17 protein-coding genes and 1 pseudogene are annotated in these 20,684 nt (G+C 64.7%); 11 read left to right on the plus strand and 7 right to left on the minus strand.

What is annotated here, in order from left to right; genetic code table 11:
* The first annotated feature begins 6 nt into the window (after positions 1-6).
* Together ACFB49_RS19200 and ACFB49_RS19205 are read left to right on the plus strand one after the other, a co-directional pair.
* Positions 7-1,122, plus strand: coding sequence for an amidohydrolase family protein (locus tag ACFB49_RS19200; protein WP_380872929.1), 1,116 nt, complete (start codon positions 7-9; stop codon positions 1,120-1,122).
* Positions 1,097-2,683, plus strand: coding sequence for a hypothetical protein (locus tag ACFB49_RS19205; protein ID WP_380872930.1), 1,587 nt, complete (start codon positions 1,097-1,099; stop codon positions 2,681-2,683). Before ACFB49_RS19200 ends, ACFB49_RS19205 begins: the two co-directional genes overlap by 26 nt.
* 29 nt (positions 2,684-2,712) lie before the next feature.
* Here ACFB49_RS19205 and ACFB49_RS19210 read toward each other — a convergent pair whose 3' ends face one another.
* The 3 genes from ACFB49_RS19210 to ACFB49_RS19220 all read right to left on the minus strand — a co-directional run bounded on the left by ACFB49_RS19210 (position 2,713) and on the right by ACFB49_RS19220 (position 6,011).
* A complete protein-coding gene (locus tag ACFB49_RS19210) occupies positions 2,713-3,570 on the minus strand; it encodes an SDR family oxidoreductase (RefSeq protein ID WP_380872931.1) in 858 nt (285 codons plus the stop codon).
* 51 nt (positions 3,571-3,621) lie between these two features.
* The gene (locus ACFB49_RS19215; protein ID WP_380872932.1) at positions 3,622-5,373 is read right to left on the minus strand and encodes a hypothetical protein; all 1,752 of its coding nucleotides are present in this window, start codon (positions 5,371-5,373) and stop codon (positions 3,622-3,624) included.
* Between the two features lie 404 nt (positions 5,374-5,777).
* Entirely contained in the window at positions 5,778-6,011 is a 234-nt protein-coding gene (locus ACFB49_RS19220) for a hypothetical protein (protein WP_380872933.1), read from the minus strand.
* A gap of 109 nt (positions 6,012-6,120) precedes the next feature.
* On the opposite strand from ACFB49_RS19220, the gene ACFB49_RS19225 reads away from it, so the two are divergent.
* Complete coding sequence (locus ACFB49_RS19225) at positions 6,121-7,932, plus strand: ABCB family ABC transporter ATP-binding protein/permease (protein WP_380872935.1); 1,812 nt, start codon at positions 6,121-6,123, stop codon at positions 7,930-7,932.
* A gap of 174 nt (positions 7,933-8,106) precedes the next feature.
* Complete coding sequence (locus ACFB49_RS19230; protein WP_380872936.1) at positions 8,107-9,288, plus strand: aromatic ring-hydroxylating dioxygenase subunit alpha; 1,182 nt, start codon at positions 8,107-8,109, stop codon at positions 9,286-9,288.
* Between the two features lie 45 nt (positions 9,289-9,333).
* On the opposite strand, the gene ACFB49_RS19235 is transcribed toward ACFB49_RS19230, so the two are convergent.
* Together ACFB49_RS19235 and ACFB49_RS19240 are read right to left on the minus strand one after the other, a co-directional pair.
* On the minus strand, positions 9,334-10,164 hold the full coding sequence (locus ACFB49_RS19235; protein ID WP_380872937.1) for an OmpA family protein: 831 nt from the start codon (positions 10,162-10,164) through the stop codon (positions 9,334-9,336).
* 27 nt (positions 10,165-10,191) lie between these two features.
* On the minus strand, positions 10,192-10,539 hold the full coding sequence (locus ACFB49_RS19240) for a DUF4398 domain-containing protein (RefSeq protein ID WP_380872938.1): 348 nt from the start codon (positions 10,537-10,539) through the stop codon (positions 10,192-10,194).
* 192 nt (positions 10,540-10,731) lie between these two features.
* On the opposite strand from ACFB49_RS19240, the gene ACFB49_RS19245 reads away from it, so the two are divergent.
* Both ACFB49_RS19245 and ACFB49_RS19250 read left to right on the plus strand, forming a co-directional pair.
* Positions 10,732-12,609, plus strand: a complete 1,878-nt coding sequence (locus ACFB49_RS19245) for an ABC-F family ATP-binding cassette domain-containing protein (protein ID WP_380872939.1) — start codon at positions 10,732-10,734, stop codon at positions 12,607-12,609.
* Positions 12,606-13,430, plus strand: coding sequence for a kinase (locus ACFB49_RS19250; protein ID WP_380872940.1), 825 nt, complete (start codon positions 12,606-12,608; stop codon positions 13,428-13,430). The genes ACFB49_RS19245 and ACFB49_RS19250 overlap by 4 nt, the downstream gene beginning before the upstream one ends.
* On the opposite strand, the gene ACFB49_RS19255 is transcribed toward ACFB49_RS19250, so the two are convergent.
* Positions 13,417-14,250 carry a class I mannose-6-phosphate isomerase gene (locus ACFB49_RS19255; protein ID WP_380872941.1) on the minus strand — a complete coding sequence of 278 codons (834 nt, stop codon included), beginning with the start codon at positions 14,248-14,250 and terminating at the stop codon, positions 13,417-13,419. The two genes, ACFB49_RS19250 and ACFB49_RS19255, sit on opposite strands and share 14 nt — an antisense overlap.
* A gap of 53 nt (positions 14,251-14,303) precedes the next feature.
* Between ACFB49_RS19255 and ACFB49_RS19260 the strand changes: the two are divergent.
* The 5 genes and pseudogenes from ACFB49_RS19260 to ACFB49_RS19280 all read left to right on the plus strand — a co-directional run bounded on the left by ACFB49_RS19260 (position 14,304) and on the right by ACFB49_RS19280 (position 19,622).
* Positions 14,304-15,036, plus strand: a pseudogene (locus ACFB49_RS19260) (extensin family protein).
* Between the two features lie 122 nt (positions 15,037-15,158).
* A complete protein-coding gene (locus ACFB49_RS19265) occupies positions 15,159-16,016 on the plus strand; it encodes a helix-turn-helix transcriptional regulator (RefSeq protein WP_380872942.1) in 858 nt (285 codons plus the stop codon).
* 96 nt (positions 16,017-16,112) lie between these two features.
* A complete protein-coding gene (locus tag ACFB49_RS19270; protein WP_380872943.1) occupies positions 16,113-17,123 on the plus strand; it encodes a zinc-binding dehydrogenase in 1,011 nt (336 codons plus the stop codon).
* Positions 17,116-18,402: a sulfotransferase family protein gene (locus ACFB49_RS19275; RefSeq protein WP_380872944.1), complete on the plus strand. Its 1,287-nt coding sequence runs from the start codon at positions 17,116-17,118 to the stop codon at positions 18,400-18,402. Before ACFB49_RS19270 ends, ACFB49_RS19275 begins: the two co-directional genes overlap by 8 nt.
* The gene (locus ACFB49_RS19280; RefSeq protein ID WP_380872945.1) at positions 18,399-19,622 is read left to right on the plus strand and encodes a DUF1214 domain-containing protein; all 1,224 of its coding nucleotides are present in this window, start codon (positions 18,399-18,401) and stop codon (positions 19,620-19,622) included. Before ACFB49_RS19275 ends, ACFB49_RS19280 begins: the two co-directional genes overlap by 4 nt.
* 163 nt (positions 19,623-19,785) lie before the next feature.
* On the opposite strand, the gene ACFB49_RS19285 is transcribed toward ACFB49_RS19280, so the two are convergent.
* Complete coding sequence (locus tag ACFB49_RS19285) at positions 19,786-20,682, minus strand: alpha/beta hydrolase (RefSeq protein WP_380872946.1); 897 nt, start codon at positions 20,680-20,682, stop codon at positions 19,786-19,788.
* Positions 20,683-20,684 lie beyond the last annotated feature (2 nt).

Genomic DNA, 20,684 nt, shown 5'->3' on the forward strand with positions numbered 1-20,684 from the left:
AGGGCGATGCGCGGACTGCTCCTCATTGCGGCGGCCCTGGTCTGCTCGCCCGCCGCAGCCCGAACAGCGGCCACGCAGCAGGGCACAGCTTATCTGTTCAATGACTCCCATTTCCATCTGACCAACTATGTCCAGAAGGGAACGGACATAAACGCCTATCTGGAGATCATGGGCGACAAGGTCGGCCGTTCGACCCTGTTCGGCATCCCGCTCCAGCAGACTTGGTCGTATGAGAATTCGGGCGACTATGCGCCGACCTATTATCTGCAGAGCGACGCGCCGCTTTATTATTATTCCTTCACCGACGCGTTTATCGCCAGCGCCTATCTTTCGCTACCACCGGAGTCGCGGCAGCGCCTCGATCCGATGATCACCGGATTCAACCCGTCAGACATGTATGCGGTGGACCATATCCGCCGCGTGCTGGAGACCTTTCCCGGGGTCTTTTCGGGCATCGGCGAATTCTCGATCCACAAGGAGTTCGTATCGTCGAAGGTGGCCGGCGACGTCGCCAGCCTGACCGATCCGGCGCTCGATCGCATCCTCGATTTCGCGGCCGAAGTGGGCCTGGTCGTCATCCTGCACAGCGACATCGACATGCCGTTCGCCAAAGCGAACACCGAGCCGGTCTATCTCAAGCAGATGAAAGACCTGCTGCGTCGCCATCCGAAGACGGTGATCATCTGGGCGCATACCGGCCTTGGCCGGGTGGTGCATCCGGCGGTGTCGCAGGCGACTTCCGACACAGCCGAGCGCAGCCCCAACCATCTCGAGATCCTGGAGCAGATGCTGGCCGATCCGACGTTGCGCCACGTCTATTTCGATATCTCGTGGGATGAGGTGGCGAAATACGCCATCTCCTCCCCGGAAGTGGAAAAGCGGGTAGCCGCTGCGCTTGAACGCAATTCGGATCGCTTCCTGTTCGGCACCGACAATGTCGCACCAGCTGATCAGGCCACGCAACTGCGCGTCTTTCACCTGTGGGACCCGGTCTTCCGGCAGTTGAGCCCGGAAGCCAGCCTGGCGGTTCGCCGCGGCAATTATGAACGGCTGTTCGACGCGGCCCGCGTGAAGGTGCGGCAGTGGGAGCGAGTGAATGTTGCGTCCAAGAACTCGCGCTGACCGGCGCCTTTCGCTCGTCGGCCTATTGCTGACCTCGTTCCTCGTTTCCCCGGTTTTGGCGCAGGACGCAGCTCCCGCTCCGGCTCCGCCGCGTGAGGATGTCACCCGCGAGCTTCAGGAACTGCGGGCGATGCGGCAGGATCTGCAGCGCCAGATGGGTGAGTTCGACAGCCGTATCCGGACTCTGGAAAGCGGGCTTGGCGCGACCAGTCCGTCGGGGGCGGTGCCGCCCGCCGGCGGGCCGGTCAACGTGGCCCCTGTCCCGGCGGTATCCGCGACCAGAGAAGCTCCTTCCAAGGCGCCCGATATTTCCGGTGAGGATGTCGAGATTGCCGGTCAGGAAGTGCCGACGCCGGTCAAAGGGCAATCCTCGGTCTATGAGCCTGGCCGCGGCTTCGTGCTGGTTCGCGATGACGAGGGCGAGCTTGGCGTCGGCCTCTATACCTATGCGCGTTACCTCAACCAGATGGATCTCAACAAAAGCTATGTCGATGCGTTCGGGCGCACCCAGTCGATCGATCGACGCAACGACATCGAGTTCCAGAAAGTCAGCATGAACATGAAGGGTTGGCTGTTCGACCCCAAGTTCCGTTACTATCTGTTCTTCTGGACCAACAATCCCGCGCAGGGCGACGGCGCGCAGGTCGTGATCGGCGGCTGGGTGGCGTATGAATTCTCCAAATGGCTGAACGTGACGGTCGGCATCGTCCCATTGCCCACCACCCACAGCACCAACTGGAGCTTTCCCAACTGGCTCAGGAACGACAACCGCGTGATGGCGGACGAATTCTTCCGCGGTTCCTACACGCAGGGCATCGAGGCGACGGGCGAGATACTGCCCGGCCTGCGCTATCGCGCGTCGCTGGCCAATAATCTTAGCGCACTGGGCGTCAGCGCCAAGGAACTCGATTCGGATCTCAACACCCAATCGATCGCCTTGTGGTGGATGCCGACGACCCACGAATATGGACCGTCCTTCGGCATCGGCGATTATGAATATCACAAGCAGTTGGCGACATTGTTCTCGGTCCACTTCACGCACAGCCGGGAAGATGCCCAGGGGCAGCCCGATGTGGACGTATTCGATAATTCACAGATCAGGCTTTCGGATGGCACCCGATTGTTCAGCCCCGATCCCTTCAACGTCGGCGTCAACATAGAAAAAGCGACGTACAAGATGCTCGCGCTGAACGGCGGGTTCAAATATAAAGGCTGGCACCTGGAGGGGGAATATTATTTCCGCTGGGTCGATAACTTCAAGGCGAGCGGCCCCTTGCCGGTGGATAAGCTCTATGACAATGGCTTCACCATCCAAGGGTCGACCATGGTGGTCCGCGACGTCTTGCAGGCATATGGAACGGCGTCCAAAATATACGGCGAATATGGTGACCCGACGGAGTTCAGCCTGGGCCTGAATTGGTTCCCCTTCCGCCGCAAGGAAGTGCGCCTCAACACGCAACTGCTGTTCCTGAACGACTCGCCCGTCGGCGGCACCGCCCTTCCGCAGACGGTGGGTGGCGACGGCGTCGTTTTCTCCACCGATCTGATCATCGCCTTCTGATCGCCCTCCCGTCCTCGGGGCCCTTACCGTCAACCGTTTACTATCGTTCCGCCATTGGGGTGGAGCACCTGGCCGGACATATAGCTGCCGTCCTCGCACGCCAGGAACAGGAAGGATGGCGCTACCTCGTTGGGCTGACCCGGCCGGCCCATCGGCGTATCCTCACCGAAATTGGCGAGCTTTTCCGGCGAAGCCCCGCCGCAGGGGTTGAGTGGCGTCCAGATCGGGCCAGGCGCCACCGCATTCACGCGTATCCCGTCCCCCACCAGATTTTCCGACAAGGCCCGCGTGAAGGCGGTGATCGCCCCTTTGGTCGAGCTGTAATCGAGCAGCTCCTTCGACCCCTGATAGCTCGTCACCGACGTGCAGTTGATGATGGTCGCGCCCGATTTCAGGTGCGGGCGTGCGGCCTGCGTCATGAAGAACATGCCGAAGATGTTGGTCTGGAATGTCCGGCGAAGCTGCTCCTCACTGATATCGGTGATGTCCTGATCGGGATGCTGCTCGCCCGCATTGTTGACCAGGATGTCGATCCCGCCCAGCGATTCGATCACCTCGCCCACGGCGCGATCGCAGAATTGTTTGTCACCGACATCGCCGGCGATCGTCATCACCCGCCGCCCTTCGATGCGGACGATCTTGGCAGTCTGCTCGGCATCCTCATGCTCGCAGAGATAGAGGATGGCGACATCGGCGCCCTCCCGCGCGAACAGGGCCGCGACCGCGCGGCCGATGCCGCTGTCGGCACCGGTTATCAGCGCCACCTTGCCATCGAGCCGGCCCGATCCGGGATAACGGGGCATCCATTCGGGTTGCGGATCAAGCCGTGCCTCGCTGCCCGGCAACGGATCTTCATGGATCATCGGCTCGGCAGGGTGATCGGTCATGCACTTCTCCTTGTCGGGGACAAGGAGAGAACCGGACAGCGCCGTGCAGGTTCAGGGCGTTGCGACAGGCCGGGAGGCTGGCGGGATGAGCCCCGCGCGCACCAACGCGGCCAAGCTCCTTTCTCGATAGGCCTTGGGCAGGTTCTGACGCTCATACAGGCTGTTGGGATCGCGCGCTATTTGCGGATCGAGCTGCCACAGACGCGCCCAGATCTGGCGGGCTTCGCCAACATTGCCGGCACTGGCGGCAACCGTGGCCCGTAGCAGCGCCGCCGGTCCCTCGCCCGCAGCGGCGGGTGCGGGCATGTCTTCAAGTTGCCCTTGCGCGTCCGCCACGTCGCCACGGTCGAGCGCCGCATAGATGAGCCAGGACCGAATTGGGGTGGGAGCATTGGCGTCCAGCGCAATCGAGCGGCGCAACAAAGCTTCGCCATCGGGCTGACCGCAATTCAACAAGAGAACACCGGATACACCCAACAAATCGGCGTCGAACGGATTGAGCCCGATCGCCTGCCGAACGCTGCGCACCGTCAGTCCGCAGCCAACACTATACTGCGCCGCCCGGCCGAGGGCGAGTTGGGTGAAGGCATTATAGGGGTCCGCCGCAACGCCCCGCCGGGCAAGCGCAAAGGCCGTCCGCGCCGTGTCAGGCGCATTCGGCTCGAAACGATAGAGCGATTTGTCCAACTCGATAAAGGATTTGGCCGCCAGCGCCATGGCGTGGCCCGGGTCGAGTTCCAATGTCCTGTCGAGGCAGCGGGTGAGCAGCGTAAAAACCGGCTTGGAACGGTCCCGGCGGTAGCGATCGAACTCCAGTACGCAGCGCTGACCGGGCGCAAAGCGGTCGCCCTCCACCGCGCGTTCATCGGTCGCGATAACGCCATAGGCCTGGACAAGTTCGGACATGGCCGGCGACAGCGTCTCGCGCAGCTCTGCCGGGTCTGACGGAAGGTCTATCTGGCTGCTCCACAGCACCTGTCCGGTGCTGGCATTGGCCAGGCGTAGCTGTAATTGCGGCTTGGTCGTCCCGCCGATTTCGCCCGTCAGGCGGTAGGAAGGTAGCGCGTCACGCCGCGCCCGCGGCAAGGCGATTTCCTTGACCTTGCTGTCCCGCTCGTCATGCAGCCGGATCAGCCAGCTTCGGCGCAGACCATCGACCAGTGTGGCATCAACCGCCTGACCCGTGGCCTGCATCGACGGGGTCGTCTTGATCGCAGCGAGGCGCAGCACCGGCGGCAACGTCAATTCCGACGTCGTGGCGTCGGCACCGCCATCGCGCAGCGACAAGGCCCCGCCGATCAGCATGACGACAACGATCGCGACCAGCACTGCGAACCACGGCCAGCGGGACAGCGAACTCTTCGGCGAATCGTCGCCTGGTTCTGTCTCCGAGCCTGTCACAACCTCGGCCGCGACATTTGTCGATGCATCGGCCGGATCAAAGAAGACCCGATACTGGCCTGGCGGGATATTGAAACGGAAGTCGTCGACGACGCCGTCGCGCGCATAGAAGGCATCGAGCATGCGGCGCAGGCGGCCGACCTGAACCCGGGGATAGCTGTCCGCCTGGGCATCGAAATCTTCGGCGCGGCCCAGGCCATCGACCGCGACGGCATAGGCCTTCAGCGTGTCGCCGCGACCGGCCAACGTCTCCGCAACCAGATAATCCAGCAAGCGACGCATCACAGGCGCACGGACGAAATCCGGCGCGGCACTGATTCGCGCCCGTTCCCCTTCCACGCGTTCGCGCGTCACTGTTTCGGGATCATCGCCCGCCACAATCCCCCACTTCCCGGCGCTCATCTGCAACTGGATCTGGTCTTCCAGCGCTCAATGTAACGGTAACACCTTGAGAGTTGCCGAAGGATAAACCGCAAAATCGAATGTGTCACGTGGCTTAGCGGCGCTGCAGCAAAGGGGCCGGCGCGGGGGTAAAATGCGGTCTCAACCTTAAGTTTAACGGCGCGATTCGGCACATAGGACAGCGCCGAGGTGGAAACGCCGAGGCACCGGTGATCTTTCATGACACCGATTGGCTAGGTTCTGGTCCCGATGCCGATTGGTGAAAGTCACCACCCCAGAGTGGTCGAGCGCATGGCCAATGTTCTGCCCCCACGGAACGGACAAGCGCATCAACCGGCTCGCTCTCCCGGCTGCGGTCCACCCCCACAGGGCCGCAGCCGGAACTGGCTTCCCATTTTTCGATATCAGCCGCCGGGCTTGGCCATCTTCGCGTCGGCCATGATCGCGCTGCCGGGGCGGCATTGCGCCATCAGCGTCGGGAAAGATGCGTCGCTATTGGCCAGCAGCATTTCCGATGTCGCCGCCGCACAGGCGTCCGCGGTCGCGTAGCGGGTCTCGATCAGCCGCACATCCTGGCACGTAGCCGCATCGTCGGCACAGCCCAGAATAGCCATCACATAGAATGCCGCACCCATCATCGGACGCTCGCTCCTTTCATTATCCAACCTTTGGGCGTGAAGGCGGTTCCGCTGTGATCGCGGCCACAGCATTGGTGTTTTGCGGAGCCGGGCCTATCTAGGCGCTTCCATGCCGCCCGATCGCCCATCCGACACCGCCCATCCCGAAGCCCGCTTCGCCGCGCTGCGCCGTTTCCTGCCCTATCTGTGGCCGGCGGATAATCCGGCGCTGCGCCTGCGCGTCGTCGTCTCGCTCGCGCTCGTCCTGTTCGCCAAGGCGCTGACGCTCGCCATGCCCTTCGCCTACAAGGCCGCGGTGGACCGGATGGCGCCGGGGCTGGAGCCGGCGGTGATGCTCGCGGTCGCTTTGGTCGTCGCTTATGCCGGCGCACGCTTCGGCGGCGTCCTGTTCGACAATATCCGCAACGCCATCTTCGAGCGCGTCGGCCAGGATGCGGCGCGACGCCTGAGCGAGGATGTGTTCCGCCACCTCCATGCGCTGTCGCTGCGCTACCATCTCGAACGGCGCACCGGCGCGCTGACCCGCATCGTCGAGCGCGGCACCAAGAGCATCGATACGATGCTCTATTTCATCCTGTTCAACATCGCGCCCACCATCATCGAGCTGACCGCGGTCTGCGTAATCTTCCTCGTCAAGTTCGGCTGGGGAATGGTCGCCGCAACCCTCATCATGGTCGCGGCCTATATCCTGTTCACCCGCCGCATCACCGAATGGCGGATGAAGGTGCGCCGCGAATGGGCCGAACATGATGGCTATGCCACCCAGCGCGCGGTGGATTCGCTCCTCAACTATGAGACGGTGAAATATTTCAACGCCGAAGAGGTGGAGCAGCGCCGCTACGCCAAGGCCGTCCAGAAGCTGACCGACACGACGGTGAAGGTGGAATCCTCGCTGGCGGTTCTCAACATCGGCCAGTCGCTCATCACCAACCTGATGATGGCGGGCGCGATGGGCTATACCGTTTGGGGGTGGAGCACAGGCCTGTTCACCACCGGCGACGTGGTGCTGGTCAACACATTGCTCGCCCAGCTTTTCCGTCCGCTCGACATGCTCGGCATGGTCTATCGCGAGATCCGCCAGGGGCTGATCGACATGGAGGCGATGTTCAAGCTGATCGACACCCCGCCCGAGGTGATCGACAAGGCCGGCGCGCCCGATCTCCATGTGAATGGCGGCGCGCTTCGCTTCGAGGATGTCCGCTTCGCCTATGATCCCGATCGCCAGATCCTGAAGGGGGTGAGCTTCGCGATCCCGGCGGGCGGCACGCTCGCCGTGGTCGGCCCGTCGGGGGCGGGGAAGTCGACGCTCGCGCGGCTGATCTACCGCTTCTACGAAGTGACCGGCGGGCGCATCACCATTGATGGGCAGGATGTGCGTGAGGTCAGCCAATCGAGCCTGCGCCGTCAGATCGGCATCGTCCCGCAGGATACCGTGCTGTTCAACGACACGATCGGCTACAACATCGCTTATGGCCGCGACGGCTCGAGCCAGGCGGAGGTGGAAGCCGCTGCCCGCGGCGCCGCGATCGACGGCTTCATCCGATCATTGCCGCAGGGCTATGACACCCGCGTCGGCGAACGCGGCCTCAAGCTTTCCGGCGGCGAGAAGCAGCGCGTAGCGATCGCCCGCACCTTGCTCAAGAACCCACCGATCCTGATCCTCGACGAAGCGACCAGCGCGCTCGACAGCCGCACCGAGGATGAGATTCAGGCGACGCTCGACGATATTTCCGAACGCCGCACGACGATCATTATCGCCCATCGCCTTTCCACCGTCGTCCACGCCGACGAGATCGTCGTTCTGGAAGCGGGCCAGGTGGTGGAGCGCGGCAGCCACGCCGCTTTGCTCGAAGCGCGCGGCACCTACGCCGAAATGTGGGCGCGCCAGCAGGCCGAGCGTGCGGCGGAACTGGTGGAGTAGCAATCCGTTGCCTGGCCTGGCTGCCGCTGCACCGATCCTCAACGCTCCGTCAGCTATTTAGTTACGGGTATTAAGTTAAGGGTTGCGCATAATCGCGGGGCCCGACACCTTCCTCGCGAAGTCGCACGAAAAGACCGGTCCCTATCGGCTTGTGCGCAATCGGAGAGGTAAAAAATGGATCGCGCCAAACGGATCGAATTGGCCAAGCGCATCATCGCTATGGTCGACAATAATGAACTGGAATATTGTGACGAGCCCGCGGTCGAGCTCGATATCGGCCGCTTCGTCGATCGCGATCGGTTCGAGAAGGAACGGGACGTCTTCTTCCACAACCGCGCGCAACTGCTTGCCTACAGCGCGGATATCCCCGACCCGGGCGATTATTATGCGACCGAGATCGCCGGCAAGCCCATCCTGCTCGCCCGCGGCCGCGATGGCTTGGCGCGCGCCTTCCTCAACGCCTGCCGCCATCGCGGCGTGCAACTGGCCGAAGGCTGCGGCAAGGCGGCGAGCTTCGTCTGCCCCTATCATGCCTGGACCTTCGCGCTGAACGGCGATCTGGTCGGCGTGCCGAACCGCAAGGCGTTCGACGGCCTGCTTGAGGATCGCGGGCTGATCGAACTGCCCTGCGTCGAGACGATGGGCTTCCTGCTCGTTCATCCGCAACCTGAGGGTGCGATCCATGTCGACGAGTTCTTTGGCTCGATCAAGGACATGCTTGCCGGCTATCATTTCGAAAATCTGCGGCTGGTGAAGGAGTTCAGCACCAAGGCGCGGATCAACTGGAAGCATGCCGTGGACGGCGGGGTCGAGGGCTATCATGTGCCCTTCCTCCATCCCGAAACGGTGGGGCCGATGACGCTGCAGCAGTTCGTCCATCTCGATCATGGGCTGCATCACACGCTGGTTTCAGTGACGCCGCAGATCATGGAGTTGAAGGACAAGCCCGAGGAGGAATGGCCGGAATATTGCCACTTCTCGGTATCGAACGCGATCTTCCCCAACAGCGTGGTGATCGCGGGCGAGGCGATGGCGATCTTCCAGCGCAGCGACCCGGCCGATAATCCCGGCGAGTGCAACTACATCTTCCGCCTTTATGGCTGGGGCAAGAACCCGACCGACGAGGAGCGCGCGCGCGACGATTATGTCGCCGACATGCTGATCAAGGTGGCGATGGACGAGGATATGAAGATCCAGTCCAACTCGCAGGTGATGATGGAAGCGGGCGCGGTGCCGTCGATCATCCTCGGGCGGCGCGAGCAGAATGTGCTACGCATGCACCAGAATTATGATCGCCTGATCGGGCATGATGCCGCCGCCGCGCTCGCCGAGGCAATACCGCAGGCGGCCCAATAGGAAGGGTGACGGGGCGGCCCGACCGCCGCCCCGTCCGCCGCGCGCTTATTGCAGCGCGGCGAAGCTGGACGCCTGCTGGCCCATCAGCGTCACTTCGACACGACGGTTCTGCTGGCGGCCGGCCTGGTTGGCGTTGCTGGCAACCGGCTGGGCCTCGCCATGGCCGACCGCCTGGATGCGATCCGCGGTGACGCCCATGCCGGCCAGCGCCGTCCGCACCGCCTCGGCGCGCTGGTTCGACAAGGTCTGGTTATAGGCGTCGGCACCCTGCGAGTCGGTATGGCCGTCGATCCGCACGCGGACCTGCGGGTTGGCCGCCAGATATTTGGCGAGCGGACGCAGGCGCTCCGCCGCCCCCGGCTTCAAGTCCGCCTTGCCGGTTTCGAAGACGACATCCTGCAACACCAGCGTCGCGCCGAGCTGGGTCTGCTTGAGCTGATAGTCGCGCATCTGCGCCTTCAGCCGATCGGCCTCGGCGCGGGCCGAAGCGGCATCGGCCTGCGCATTCTGCGCGGCTGCCTGGGCATCCGCCACCTCGGTCTTGGCCTCCGAACGCATGTCAGCGGTCTCGGTCTTGAGCTGGGCGATCGTGGCGCGGGTGCGCGCCGTCTCGATCAGCGCATCGATGCGCGCGCTGATCGCCTTGGCCTGGCCCGCTTCATTATCGTCGAGATTGTCCGCAAGATCGGTTAGCGCAGTGTTGGCCTGGTCGAGCTCTGCCGCGCCATATTGGGCTATTCCGGGCTCGGCGCGCGCCGCGGAAATCTTCTCACGCTCCTGATCAACCAGCAGACGGTCTACCTTGTCGGCAAAGGCCGGCGCCGAAAGGGCGAGCAGTGCCGTGGCGCCCAACAGGCGCATACTGATGCGTTTCATCGCATTATCTCCTGTAAATGAGTCTGCTTACTTGCCGGCGAGCTGCTGGCGCTCGGTTTCGAGCTTCCGCAGTTCGGAAGTCGCGCTGGCTAGATCCGCCAAAGCGTCGGCCTCCTTGGCGTCATGATAGGCGGCGTCCTCATTATCGTCGCGCACTGCCTTCTGGGCGCGTTCGAGCGCAGCGCGCGCCCGCGCCAGGCCATCGGCCGCCTCGCCGCCGACGCCGGCCTTTTCAGCCGCTTCGATCTTGCCGCGCGCTTCGGCGACAGCCGCCCGCGCGCGATCCTCGTCACCCGCCATCGCGGTCGCGGGAAGCGTCAGGCCAATGATTGCCAGACCGATCAACGCCCCCCGCTTGATACTATTGGCTCGCATAGTGGAAACTCCCTTGCTGCTACGGCGCGACAACATGCCGGCGGGGCTTGCAGTTCCTGCAATCGCTTCGGCTCGTCGGACCCCGCCACTCGGCTCGCCGTTACTTTCGCGCAGATGAACGGCGTTTTCCGCGGCGCCACGGAGTAGGCTTTGCCTTTGTCGCCGCGGTCCCGGCCTGCTATCGGCCGCGCCATGTTGACGATTTCCGGAATCACCGTGCGGCTGGGTGGCCGCCTCATCCTCGATAACGCGACCACGGCGCTGCCCCCGCGCAGCCGGGTGGGGCTGATCGGACGCAACGGCGCCGGCAAGTCGACGCTGATGCGCGTGATCGCCGGCCAGGGCGAAGCGGACAGCGGCTCGGTCGACATGCCCAGGGGCGCGCGGCTCGGCTATATCGCGCAGGAAGCGCCGGCCGGAGCGGCGACGCCGTTCGAAACCGTGCTCGCCGCCGATCTCGAACGCGCGGCGCTGCTGGAGGAGGCTGAGCACAGCCATGATCCCGACCGGCTGGGTGAGATCCATGAGCGGCTGAACGCCATTGATGCCCATGCCGCACCGGCGCGCGCCGCCAAGATCCTGATCGGCCTTGGTTTTGACGAGGAGATGCAGCAACGCCCGCTCGACAGTTTCTCGGGCGGCTGGCGGATGCGCGTGGCGCTGGCCGCGCTGCTGTTTTCCGAGCCCGATCTGCTGCTGCTCGACGAGCCTTCGAACCACCTCGATCTCGAAGCGACGTTGTGGCTTGAGAATTTCCTCAAGACCTATCGCGCGACCATCCTGGTCGTCAGCCATGAACGCGACCTGTTGAACAATGTCGTCGACCATATCCTCCACCTCGATAAGGGGCGGGTGACGCTCTATCCTGGCGGCTATGATGCGTTCGAACGTCAGCGGGCCGAACGGCTGGCGCTGCAGGCCAGCGCGCGCGAGAAGCAGCTTGCCCAGCGCCAGAAGATGCAGGCCTTCGTCGATCGTTGGCGTGCCAAGGCAACCAAGGCCAAGCAAGCACAGAGCCGCCTGAAGGCGCTTGCCAAGATGGAGCCGATCGCGGCGGTGGTCGAGGATCCGACGATGAGCTTCGATTTCCCGAGCCCGGAAAATCCGCTGAAGCCGCCGCTGATCACGCTCGACATGGCGACGGTCGGCTATGGCGAGACGCCGGTGCTCTCGCGCCTCAACCTCCGCCTCGATCCTGATGATCGCATCGCGCTCCTCGGTCGCAACGGCAATGGCAAGACGACGCTCGCGCGGTTGCTGGCGGCGCAGCTCGTGCCGATGGACGGGACGGTCACCACCGCGGGCCGGATGCGGGTCGGCTATTTCACCCAATATCAGGTCGAGGAACTCGACGTCGAGGATACGCCGCTCCAGCACATGGCGCGGCTGATGCCCGATGCGAAGCCGGCGGCTGTGCGCGCGCAGCTCGGCCGCTTCGGCTTCTCGGGCGACAAGGCGACGATCGAGGTCGGCAAGCTTTCCGGCGGCGAACGAGCGCGCCTCGCGCTCGCGCTCATCACCCGCGAGGCGCCGCATATGCTGATCCTCGACGAACCGACCAACCACCTCGACGTCGATGCGCGCGAGGCGCTGGTGCAGGCGCTCAACAATTATGAGGGCGCGGTCGTCGTCGTCAGCCACGATCGCCACATGCTGGAGCTGACCGCCGACCGCCTCGTGCTGGTCGATGCCGGCGCGGCGCGGGAATTTGCCGGCACGCTCGACGACTATACCGATATGGTGCTGGGCCGCGGCGAGCAGGCCAGGGCAGGCAGCGCCGCAGAGCCCAAGTCCAGCCGCAAGGATGATCGGCGTGCGGCCGCCGAGGCGCGCGAACGCTCGGCGGGTCTGCGCAAGCGGATCAAGGCGGCCGAGGACGCGATCAAGACCTTGGGCGCCCGCCGTTCCGCGCTCGATCGCGCGATGTTCGATCCCGCCAGCGCCGACCCGCAGGATTGCGACCAGACGATGACCGCCTTGATGAAGCGCCGCGCCGACGTCGAAGCCAAGCTGGAAGCGGCCGAGGCCGACTGGATGGCCGCCAGCGAGGAGCTGGAAACCGCGGCGTGAGCAACGCAACCGCCCCCGCGACGCTGGAGGCAGCAGAGGATTTGGTTCGCGACGCCCTGGCCCAGACGGCAGGCGGGCTGCTGGTGGTGGGCATTTGCGGCGCGCAGGGCAGCGGCAAATCGACGCTGGCGGCGGCCTTGGCCGAGCGCTTCGAACAAGGCGGGACGCGCACGGCGATCCTCTCGCTCGACGACCTCTATCTCGGCCGTGCAGCGCGCGAGGGCCTGGCGCGGCAGGTGCATCCCCTGCTTCGCACCCGCGGCGTGCCTGGGACGCATGATGTGGCGCTCGGCCTGAACCTGATCGCGGCGCTGGAACGTGGCGAGGCGGCACCACTGCCGCGCTTCGACAAGGCCCGCGACGATCGTCGACCGGAAACGGAATGGGATCGCGCCGAGCCGGGCACGACGCTCCTGATCCTCGAAGGCTGGTGCGTCGGCGCGCGGCCCGAGCCGGATGCGGCGCTCGTCGATTCGATCAACGCGCTGGAGCAGAGCGAGGATGCGGACGGGCGCTGGCGGCGCTTCGTCAACACGGCGTTGGCCGGGGATTATCAGCAACTCTTCGGCCGGATCGACCGATTGATCCTGCTCGCTGCGCCCAGTTTCGACGTCGTTCGCGTCTGGCGGACCCAGCAGGAGCAAGAGCTGCGCGCCCGCGTCGGCGACGGCCCCGGCGTCATGTCCGATGCCGAGATCAGCCGCTTCATCGCGCATTATGAGCGGCTGACGCGGCACATCATCATCGAGATGCCGGATCGCGCCGATCTGGTGGTGGATCTCGCTGCCGATCGCTCGGCGCTAAGGATCAAGCACCGATAATCTCCGCGCCGGGATAGGCGACGAGGATATTGGTGGCGGCGTCGACGTCGATTGTCGCATCGTCCTCGACCATCCACACCCCGCCCGGCTCCAGCGGCTCGCCATCGACGCTGCCCTTGCCGCTGATCGGGATCAGCCAGATCGGCCGGCCCTCGCCCGCCTTCACTGCGGTCCGTCGCGCGCCGGCCCAGCGTTCGAGCACGAAAGCAGGACCATAAGCGAGCACGGTGCGGCCGCCGCCCATATCGCGCGGGATATGCGGCGCAACATAAGGCACCGGATCGGACGCGGCGACGCCGGCCTCCAGATGCAATTCCCGCGGGCGGCCATAATCATAGAGCCGATAGGTGCAGTCGACATTCTGCTGTACCTCGACCAGCGTCAGCCCTTCGCCGATCGCGTGGACGGTGCCGGCGGGCGAATAGAAGACGTCGCCGCCCATCACCGGCTTCCAGAACACCTTGTCCTCGATCGATCCATCAAGCGCCGATTCGCGCAGTTCCTCGCGTGTCATCGGCGATCGCGTGCCGATCGCGATCGTCGCATGTGGCTCGGCCGCCAGCACCACCCAGGCCTCGTCCTTTCCGCGCGGATAGCCATGCGCCTGCGCCTCGGCATCGTCGGGATGGACCTGGATCGACAATTTCTCGCTGGTGAAGAGATATTTGACGAGCAGTTCGGGATCGCCGCCGCCCGGCGTTTCGAACCAGATTTCGCCGACCGGATCGTCACCGGCCGCGACATCGTCGAAACCCGGCCACAGCTTGGTGCGGCCCCAAGGCTTTTCGACGCGCTTGGTGGTGAGGCGAGTGGCGGGCATCAACGACTCCGAATCATTGCAACAGGATAGGCTTGCGAACGCTATTAGGCACGATGCGTTTCATCCACCTGCTCCGCGGCTTGCTGTGGCTTATCCTCGTCCTGGCGATCGTCTTCGCGCTTTATGCTTATGGCCGCCGCCATCCCGAAGACCTGCCCTGGACCAAACTCGATCTCAATCAGCCGGTGGGCGCGTTCACCGGCCGCAAGCTGACACGGCTGACCGACGACCCGGCCGAATGCCATGCTCTGCTCGATCGCGCGGGCATCAGCCATAAGGCGCTGCCGTCTACTTCCACAGAAAACGGCCATTGCGGCTATGCGGATGGCGTGCGGGCTGGGCCGCGGTGGATCGCTGGATATCTGGCTGTCTCCGGCCGATGCCGGCATGGCCTGCCCGATCGCCGCGAGCCTTGCCCTCTGGGAATGGCGCGTCGTCCAGCCGGCGGCGCTGAAACATTTCGGCCAGCCGGTGGCGCGAATCGACCATTTCGGCAGCTATTCTTGCCGGCGCATGTACGGACGGAAGGACGCCGGCTGGAGCGAGCATGCGACCGCCGACGCCATCGACATCGCCGGTTTCCGGCTGGCCGACGGGACACGGATCACCGTCGCGCGCGACTGGCAGGCCAAGAACGCCAAGGCAGCATTCCTGCGCGATGTCCGCGACGGCGCCTGCCGATTGTTCGCGACCACTCTTTCCCCCGATTACAATGCCGCCCACGCGGACCATTTCCACCTCGACCAGGCGGAGCGGGGCGCGATGGGATGGCGTGGCTGCCGCTGAGCCGCGCGATCGATTGCTTCGCAGGCACAAATGCGCCTATGCTGCATTTCTGGCGGCTATGACGACGCAAAATGCGCATATTGCCTCCTGATATTGTCATCCTTCGAAATGAGAGGCGGGTGATGACGCAGACGAACTGGACCAATCTGGCGCAAGCCCAAGCCGGCGGGATCGCGGTACAATTGCGCCGCTATGACCTGCCCGCGCCGGCGGAGATCAAGGTGCGTGAAACCCGGCCGGTGGTCAGCATGATGCTGCCGCCTTATCCGATCGAACGGCTAGGCCGTTATGACGGCGCGGGGGCCGATTATCGCGGGCTCGGCAATATCGTCTTCACGCCCGCGGCCGCCGATTGCGAGTTTCGCGGCGACGGCGGCACGCCGTTGACGATAAGCTGCCTGTTCGATCCCACTTTGTTCGATCGCGTCACCCGGATCGATGATGGCTGGAGCCGTGGCCGGTTGCTCGCGACGCTCGATGTCGGGGGCACCGCGGGCGGCGCGATCGACGCATTGATGCGCCGCATGGCCGAGGAATTGCGCGCCCCGGGCTTCGCCACCGAGACCTTGGTCGAGGGCCTTGGCCTCGCCGCGCTGGCCGAGCTCAGCCGCTTCCTGCGTGCCGACGGCCAGAGCGAGACGCGCAGCGCCGGCCGGCTGAGCAACATCCAGCTCCGCCGGCTTGACGAATATGTCGATGCCTTTCCCCGCCGCGCGCCGACGATCAGCACGCTTGCCGGTTTGCTGGGCATGAGCCCGCGGCGACTGACCACCCTGTTCCGCGACACGACGGGGCTGACCGTCCGCGCCTGGGTCGAAGCCAAACGGATGGACCAGGCACGCCGCCTGCTCACCGAGACCGATCAGCCGCTCAAGATGATCGCTTATGATCTTGGCTTCGCCAATCAGGGCGTCTTCTCCACCGCCTTCCGCCGGGTCGCTGGCCTGGCGCCCAGCGCCTATCGCGAATGCTATCGATGACCGAGCGGCGCAACTCTGTGCCGCTCCGCATAAGTGAAAGGACGCGCCCCGGCGCCGGCGTCGGCCTATCCTGATCCGAAATCGGAGGAGAGGGTGATGAAGGCGGTGCGCGTACATGGTCCGGACGACGTCCGGATCGACGAGGTCGAGGCGCCGGTCGCCGGGCTGAAAGATGTCATCGTCCGTGTCGCCACCGCGGGCATCTGCGGCAGCGACGTCACCTTCGTCCATGCCGGCGGCGTCGCAGCCCCCACGATCGATCCGTTCGGGCTCGGCCATGAACTGGCCGGCACGGTCGAGACGGTCGGCGCCGAGGTTACCGGCATCGCTCCGGGCGACCGCGTGATCGTCAATCCGATGGGGGACGGCAACGGCATCGGCAATGGCATTCCCGAAGGGGCCTTCGCGCCCTATCTGCTGGTCCGCAACGCCACGGTGGGCGGAGCCATCCACAAGATCCCCGACGATATGGGCTTCGACCGCGCCGCGCTGGCCGAGCCGCTGTCGGTCGGTCTCCACGCCGTCAACCGCTCAGGCGCGAAGCCGGGCGACAAGGTCGTCCTGTTCGGCGCGGGGCCGATCGGGCTCGGCATCCTGCTCTTCCTCAAGCAGCGCGGCGTCACCGATGTCGCCGTCGTCGACATGACCGAACAGCGACTGGAACGCGCCCGCCAGCTTGGCGCGACCGTGACGATCAATCCTGCGGCGGAGAATGTCGAGGCGGCGCTCGGCCGTGCATTCGGCGCAGGGGACGTGTTCGGCTGGCCGGTGGTTCACGCCAATCTGTGGTTCGAGGTGACGGGCGCCGCACCGGCGCTCCAGTCGATCATCGCCATGGCACCGTTCCACGCGACGATGGTGGTGGTCGCCGTCCACCATGATCCGGTGCCGGTGAACTTCCAGATGGCGCTGGGCAAGGAGATGTCGATCATCACCTCCATGGCCTATCCCGACGAGTTTCCCGACGTGATCGCGACGCTCGACAGCGGGGTCGATGTCGCACCGATGATCAGCCACCGCCTGCCCTTCGGCGATTTTATGCGCGCCTTTGAACTGGCGCAGGACAAGGAGGCTTCCGCCAAGGTGCTGGTGACTTTCGATGACTGATACGATCACGCGCGAACCAAACACGATCCGCATCACCGATCTCGCCGATCCCGAGCTGACCGATCTGCAGAAGGGCGCCACCGCCTATGCACCGGCGGTGACGATGGATGTGGAAGCCGTCCTCGCCGCCGCCACGGCGGCAACCGGCCTTTCCGATTTCGGCGTTCCCGATTTCCGTGAGCGGCTCGCGATCTGGCTCGCCAGCTTCGATGCGGACAAGGGCCTCGGCCCGCTCGGCCGGGCCGGCATGTTCGGCGATTGCGTCCGCTATGCCTCCACCCGGCTGCGGGTCGAGGATCTCTATCGTCGCCATCCCGAGATCGCGGATGTCGCGATCGACCGGCCGATCATCATCGCCGGCCTGCCGCGATCGGGCACCACCCATCTCGTCAACATCCTCGCCGCCGATCCGCGGCTGCGATCGATGCCGTTGTGGGAAACGATGGAGCCGATCACGGCGCCCAACGACGTTCCCATAGTGCCTGGCGAAGATCCGCGCTTCACCCGCACGCGGGAGATGTGGGGTCAGTTCGAACAGGTGCTGCCGCTGATGCCGGCGATGCATGAAATGGCGCCCGATCATGTGCATGAGGATATCGAGCTGCAGGGTGCGGATTTCTCATCCTATTTGCCCGAATGGCTGAGCCGGCCTTATGCCTGGCGGGACTATTATGCCCGGCACGACCAGACGCCGCATTATGCCTATGGCAAGCGCGTGCTGAAGGCGATGACCTGGCTCAAGGGGCCCAATCGCTGGGTGATGAAGTCGCCGCCGCATATGGAAAATTTTGGGCCGCTGACGGCGACCTATCCGGATGCGACGATCATCGTCACCCACCGCGATCCGCTCGCCGTCATCCAGTCGGCGATCACCATGCTGGCCTATGGCGATCGCATCCGCCGCACGCTGCCACTCGACCTCAAGGAGCTTGCGACCTACTGGATCGACCGGATCGAGATGCTGCTCAAGGCCTGCGTGCGCGACCACGACAAATTGCCCGCCGGCCGGTCGATGGACGTGTTGTTCCACGAATATATGGCCGATCAGAAGGCGGTGATCGCCAAGGTCTATGCCATGGCCGATCTGGAGCTTACGCCCGAGGCGGAGGCCAGCATCGACGGATTCCTCGCCGCCAATCCCCGCGGCAAGCATGGCCAGGTCGTCTATGATCTCGCCGGCGATTTCGGCGTCGATATCGGCCAACTCCGCGAACGCTTCCAATTCTATTATGATCGCTTCCCCGTCCGGCGGGAGCTTCTGGCCGGAGAGAAGGCATGACCGAAGCCGCCGCCGATCGCCTGCTTTCGGGCGAGGCCTGGGACGATTTCTGCGAAACCGTGCGCCGTGCCGGCCATATGGTGAACCGTTTCGGCGACGATGCCGATACGCTGGACCGCGCCGAATGGTATCGCTTCATGACGCGGCTGATGCGCAACGGCTTCGAACGCTTCATGGAGAATTGCGAGGAGGATCGCCCGCGCTTGCGCGACGCGCCGTGGCGGCAGGGGATCAACTTCCAGTCGCCCGATCAGGACCATCTGCTCGCCGAATTCGTCGACGGCTCCACCGATTACCGGATCACCGGTAATCGCGGCACCATCCCTTATTTCGTGATGGCGGCGTGGGAAGCCAAGCAGCCGGCCGACATCGGCGAGCGCGACTGGGCGAAGCGGGAAACGGAGGGACTGACGGAGTTCGACCCCGCCACCCTGCGCACCACCGGCTTCCTGCAGAGCGACGCGATCCGCTTCGACGCCAATGGCGATTTCGAGGTGATCGTCAGCCGAACGAAACCGGCAAGAGACGTGGCCTGGCTGCCGATCACCGACAAGTGCGTCGGCTTGCTGGTCCGCACCGTCTATCATGAACGCGGCAAGACGGTTGCGCCGACGATGCGGATCGAACGGATCGACGGTGCCGAACCGCGCCCGATTCGCCCGGCCGACATGAGCGACGGCCTCGCCAAGTCGGGCCAGCTCGTCCTCGCTTATGCCGAGCTTGTGCGGAGCTGGTGGCAGGACAATCTCGGTAAGCGGCCCAATCGCGTCCGCTTCAGCCGCGCGGTCTATCTCTCCAATGGCGGCGTACCCGATCGCCATCACGGCTTCGGCACTTGGGAGAAGAAGGCGGACGAAGCACTCGTCCTCCATTTCACGCCGACGCCCTGCGATTACTGGATCTTCCAGCTCTGCAACATCTGGCAGGAGAATCTCGACAATTACGAGGACGGCCAGGGCTATGTGCAGAAATATACCGCCACCTATGAAGCCGACGGCTCGATCCGCCTAGTCATTGCCGACGAGAATCCCGGCATCGACGGCAACTGGATCGATCCTTATGGCCACGCCCATGGCGGCTGGAGCCTGCGCCTGATCAAGACCGAGGGCGAGCCGCCGCCCGTGACCATCCACCGCGTGCCGCTCGCAGCACTGCAGCGGGATGGCCTCGCCGCGCTCAATCACGTTGAGGCGGTGGTGACCGGTGAGATCACGGACTGAGGACTCCCGACCACGCCGTTCGTCCCAAGAATCGGAGCCATAATTCCCCTCATCCCAGCGAAGGCTGGGATCCATGGCTCTGTCGACCAGAGACCCCGTCGAAAATGGTGAGAGCCATGGGCCCCAGCCTCCGCTGGGGCGACGGTTGTGGATGTCGAGTAGCTTAATCTCCAGGATGGGCGGGCTTATCGGTAGCGCCCGCCGTCACCTTCCTCGCAAAAGCCGTCACGTCCGCCAGCGTCGGAGCCTTTCCCCGAAACGGCCGAGCAATGGCAGCGGCGATGCCGACATGGCCGATGCCGGGATAGAGTTTGATCTCGACCGGCACCCCAGCCGTGGTAAGCGCCGCCGCCAGCGAGGTCGAATTGCTCGGCCGCACCGTCTCGTCATCGCCGCCATGGAGCAGCAAGGCGGCCGGATCGCCGGCATCGACGAAATGGATCGGCTGGGTGTCCGCCGCATCGGGCCATTTGCCGAAGGTCGCGATCGAAACCGGCGTATCGAACGGCGCGAAGTCATAGGGGCCAGCCAGCCCGGCAAAGCCGCGGATCGCCGCGCGGTCGCTGCCCAGCCAGCGCGGATCGAGCGCCAGCATCGCCGCATTATAAGCCCCCGCCGAATGGCCGACGAGCAGGATGCGCTCGCCATCCCCACCATAACGGCCGGCATTGGCCCGCACCCAGCGCACCGCCGCGGCGCCATCCTCCAGAAAGCCGGGAAACAGCACTTCAGGCACCAGCCGATAATCGGGCACGACGACGACGAAGCCCTGCGCCGCGAGCGCGCGCGCGGCGAAGCCATAGGATCGCCGCGTCCCCGAATTCCACGATCCGCCATAGAAAAAGACGATTACGGGCCGCGGCTCCTTCGCCACCGCCTTTGGCGCATAGATGTCGAGCTTGCGGCGCGGGCCCTCGCCATAGGGAATCGCGCTCGCAAGCTGCGCGACACCGCCATCCTTGGGTACCAGCGCGTTGAAGGTGCCGACCGGCGAACAGCCGATCGCCACCAGCGCAGCCAGCACGCCGGCCGCGCCAAGCCCCAGCAGCCGACGCATCATCG

Origin of the sequence: Sphingomonas sp. DBB INV C78 (assembly GCF_042693015.1) — a bacterium.
Lineage (GTDB): Bacteria > Pseudomonadota > Alphaproteobacteria > Sphingomonadales > Sphingomonadaceae > Sphingomonas_E.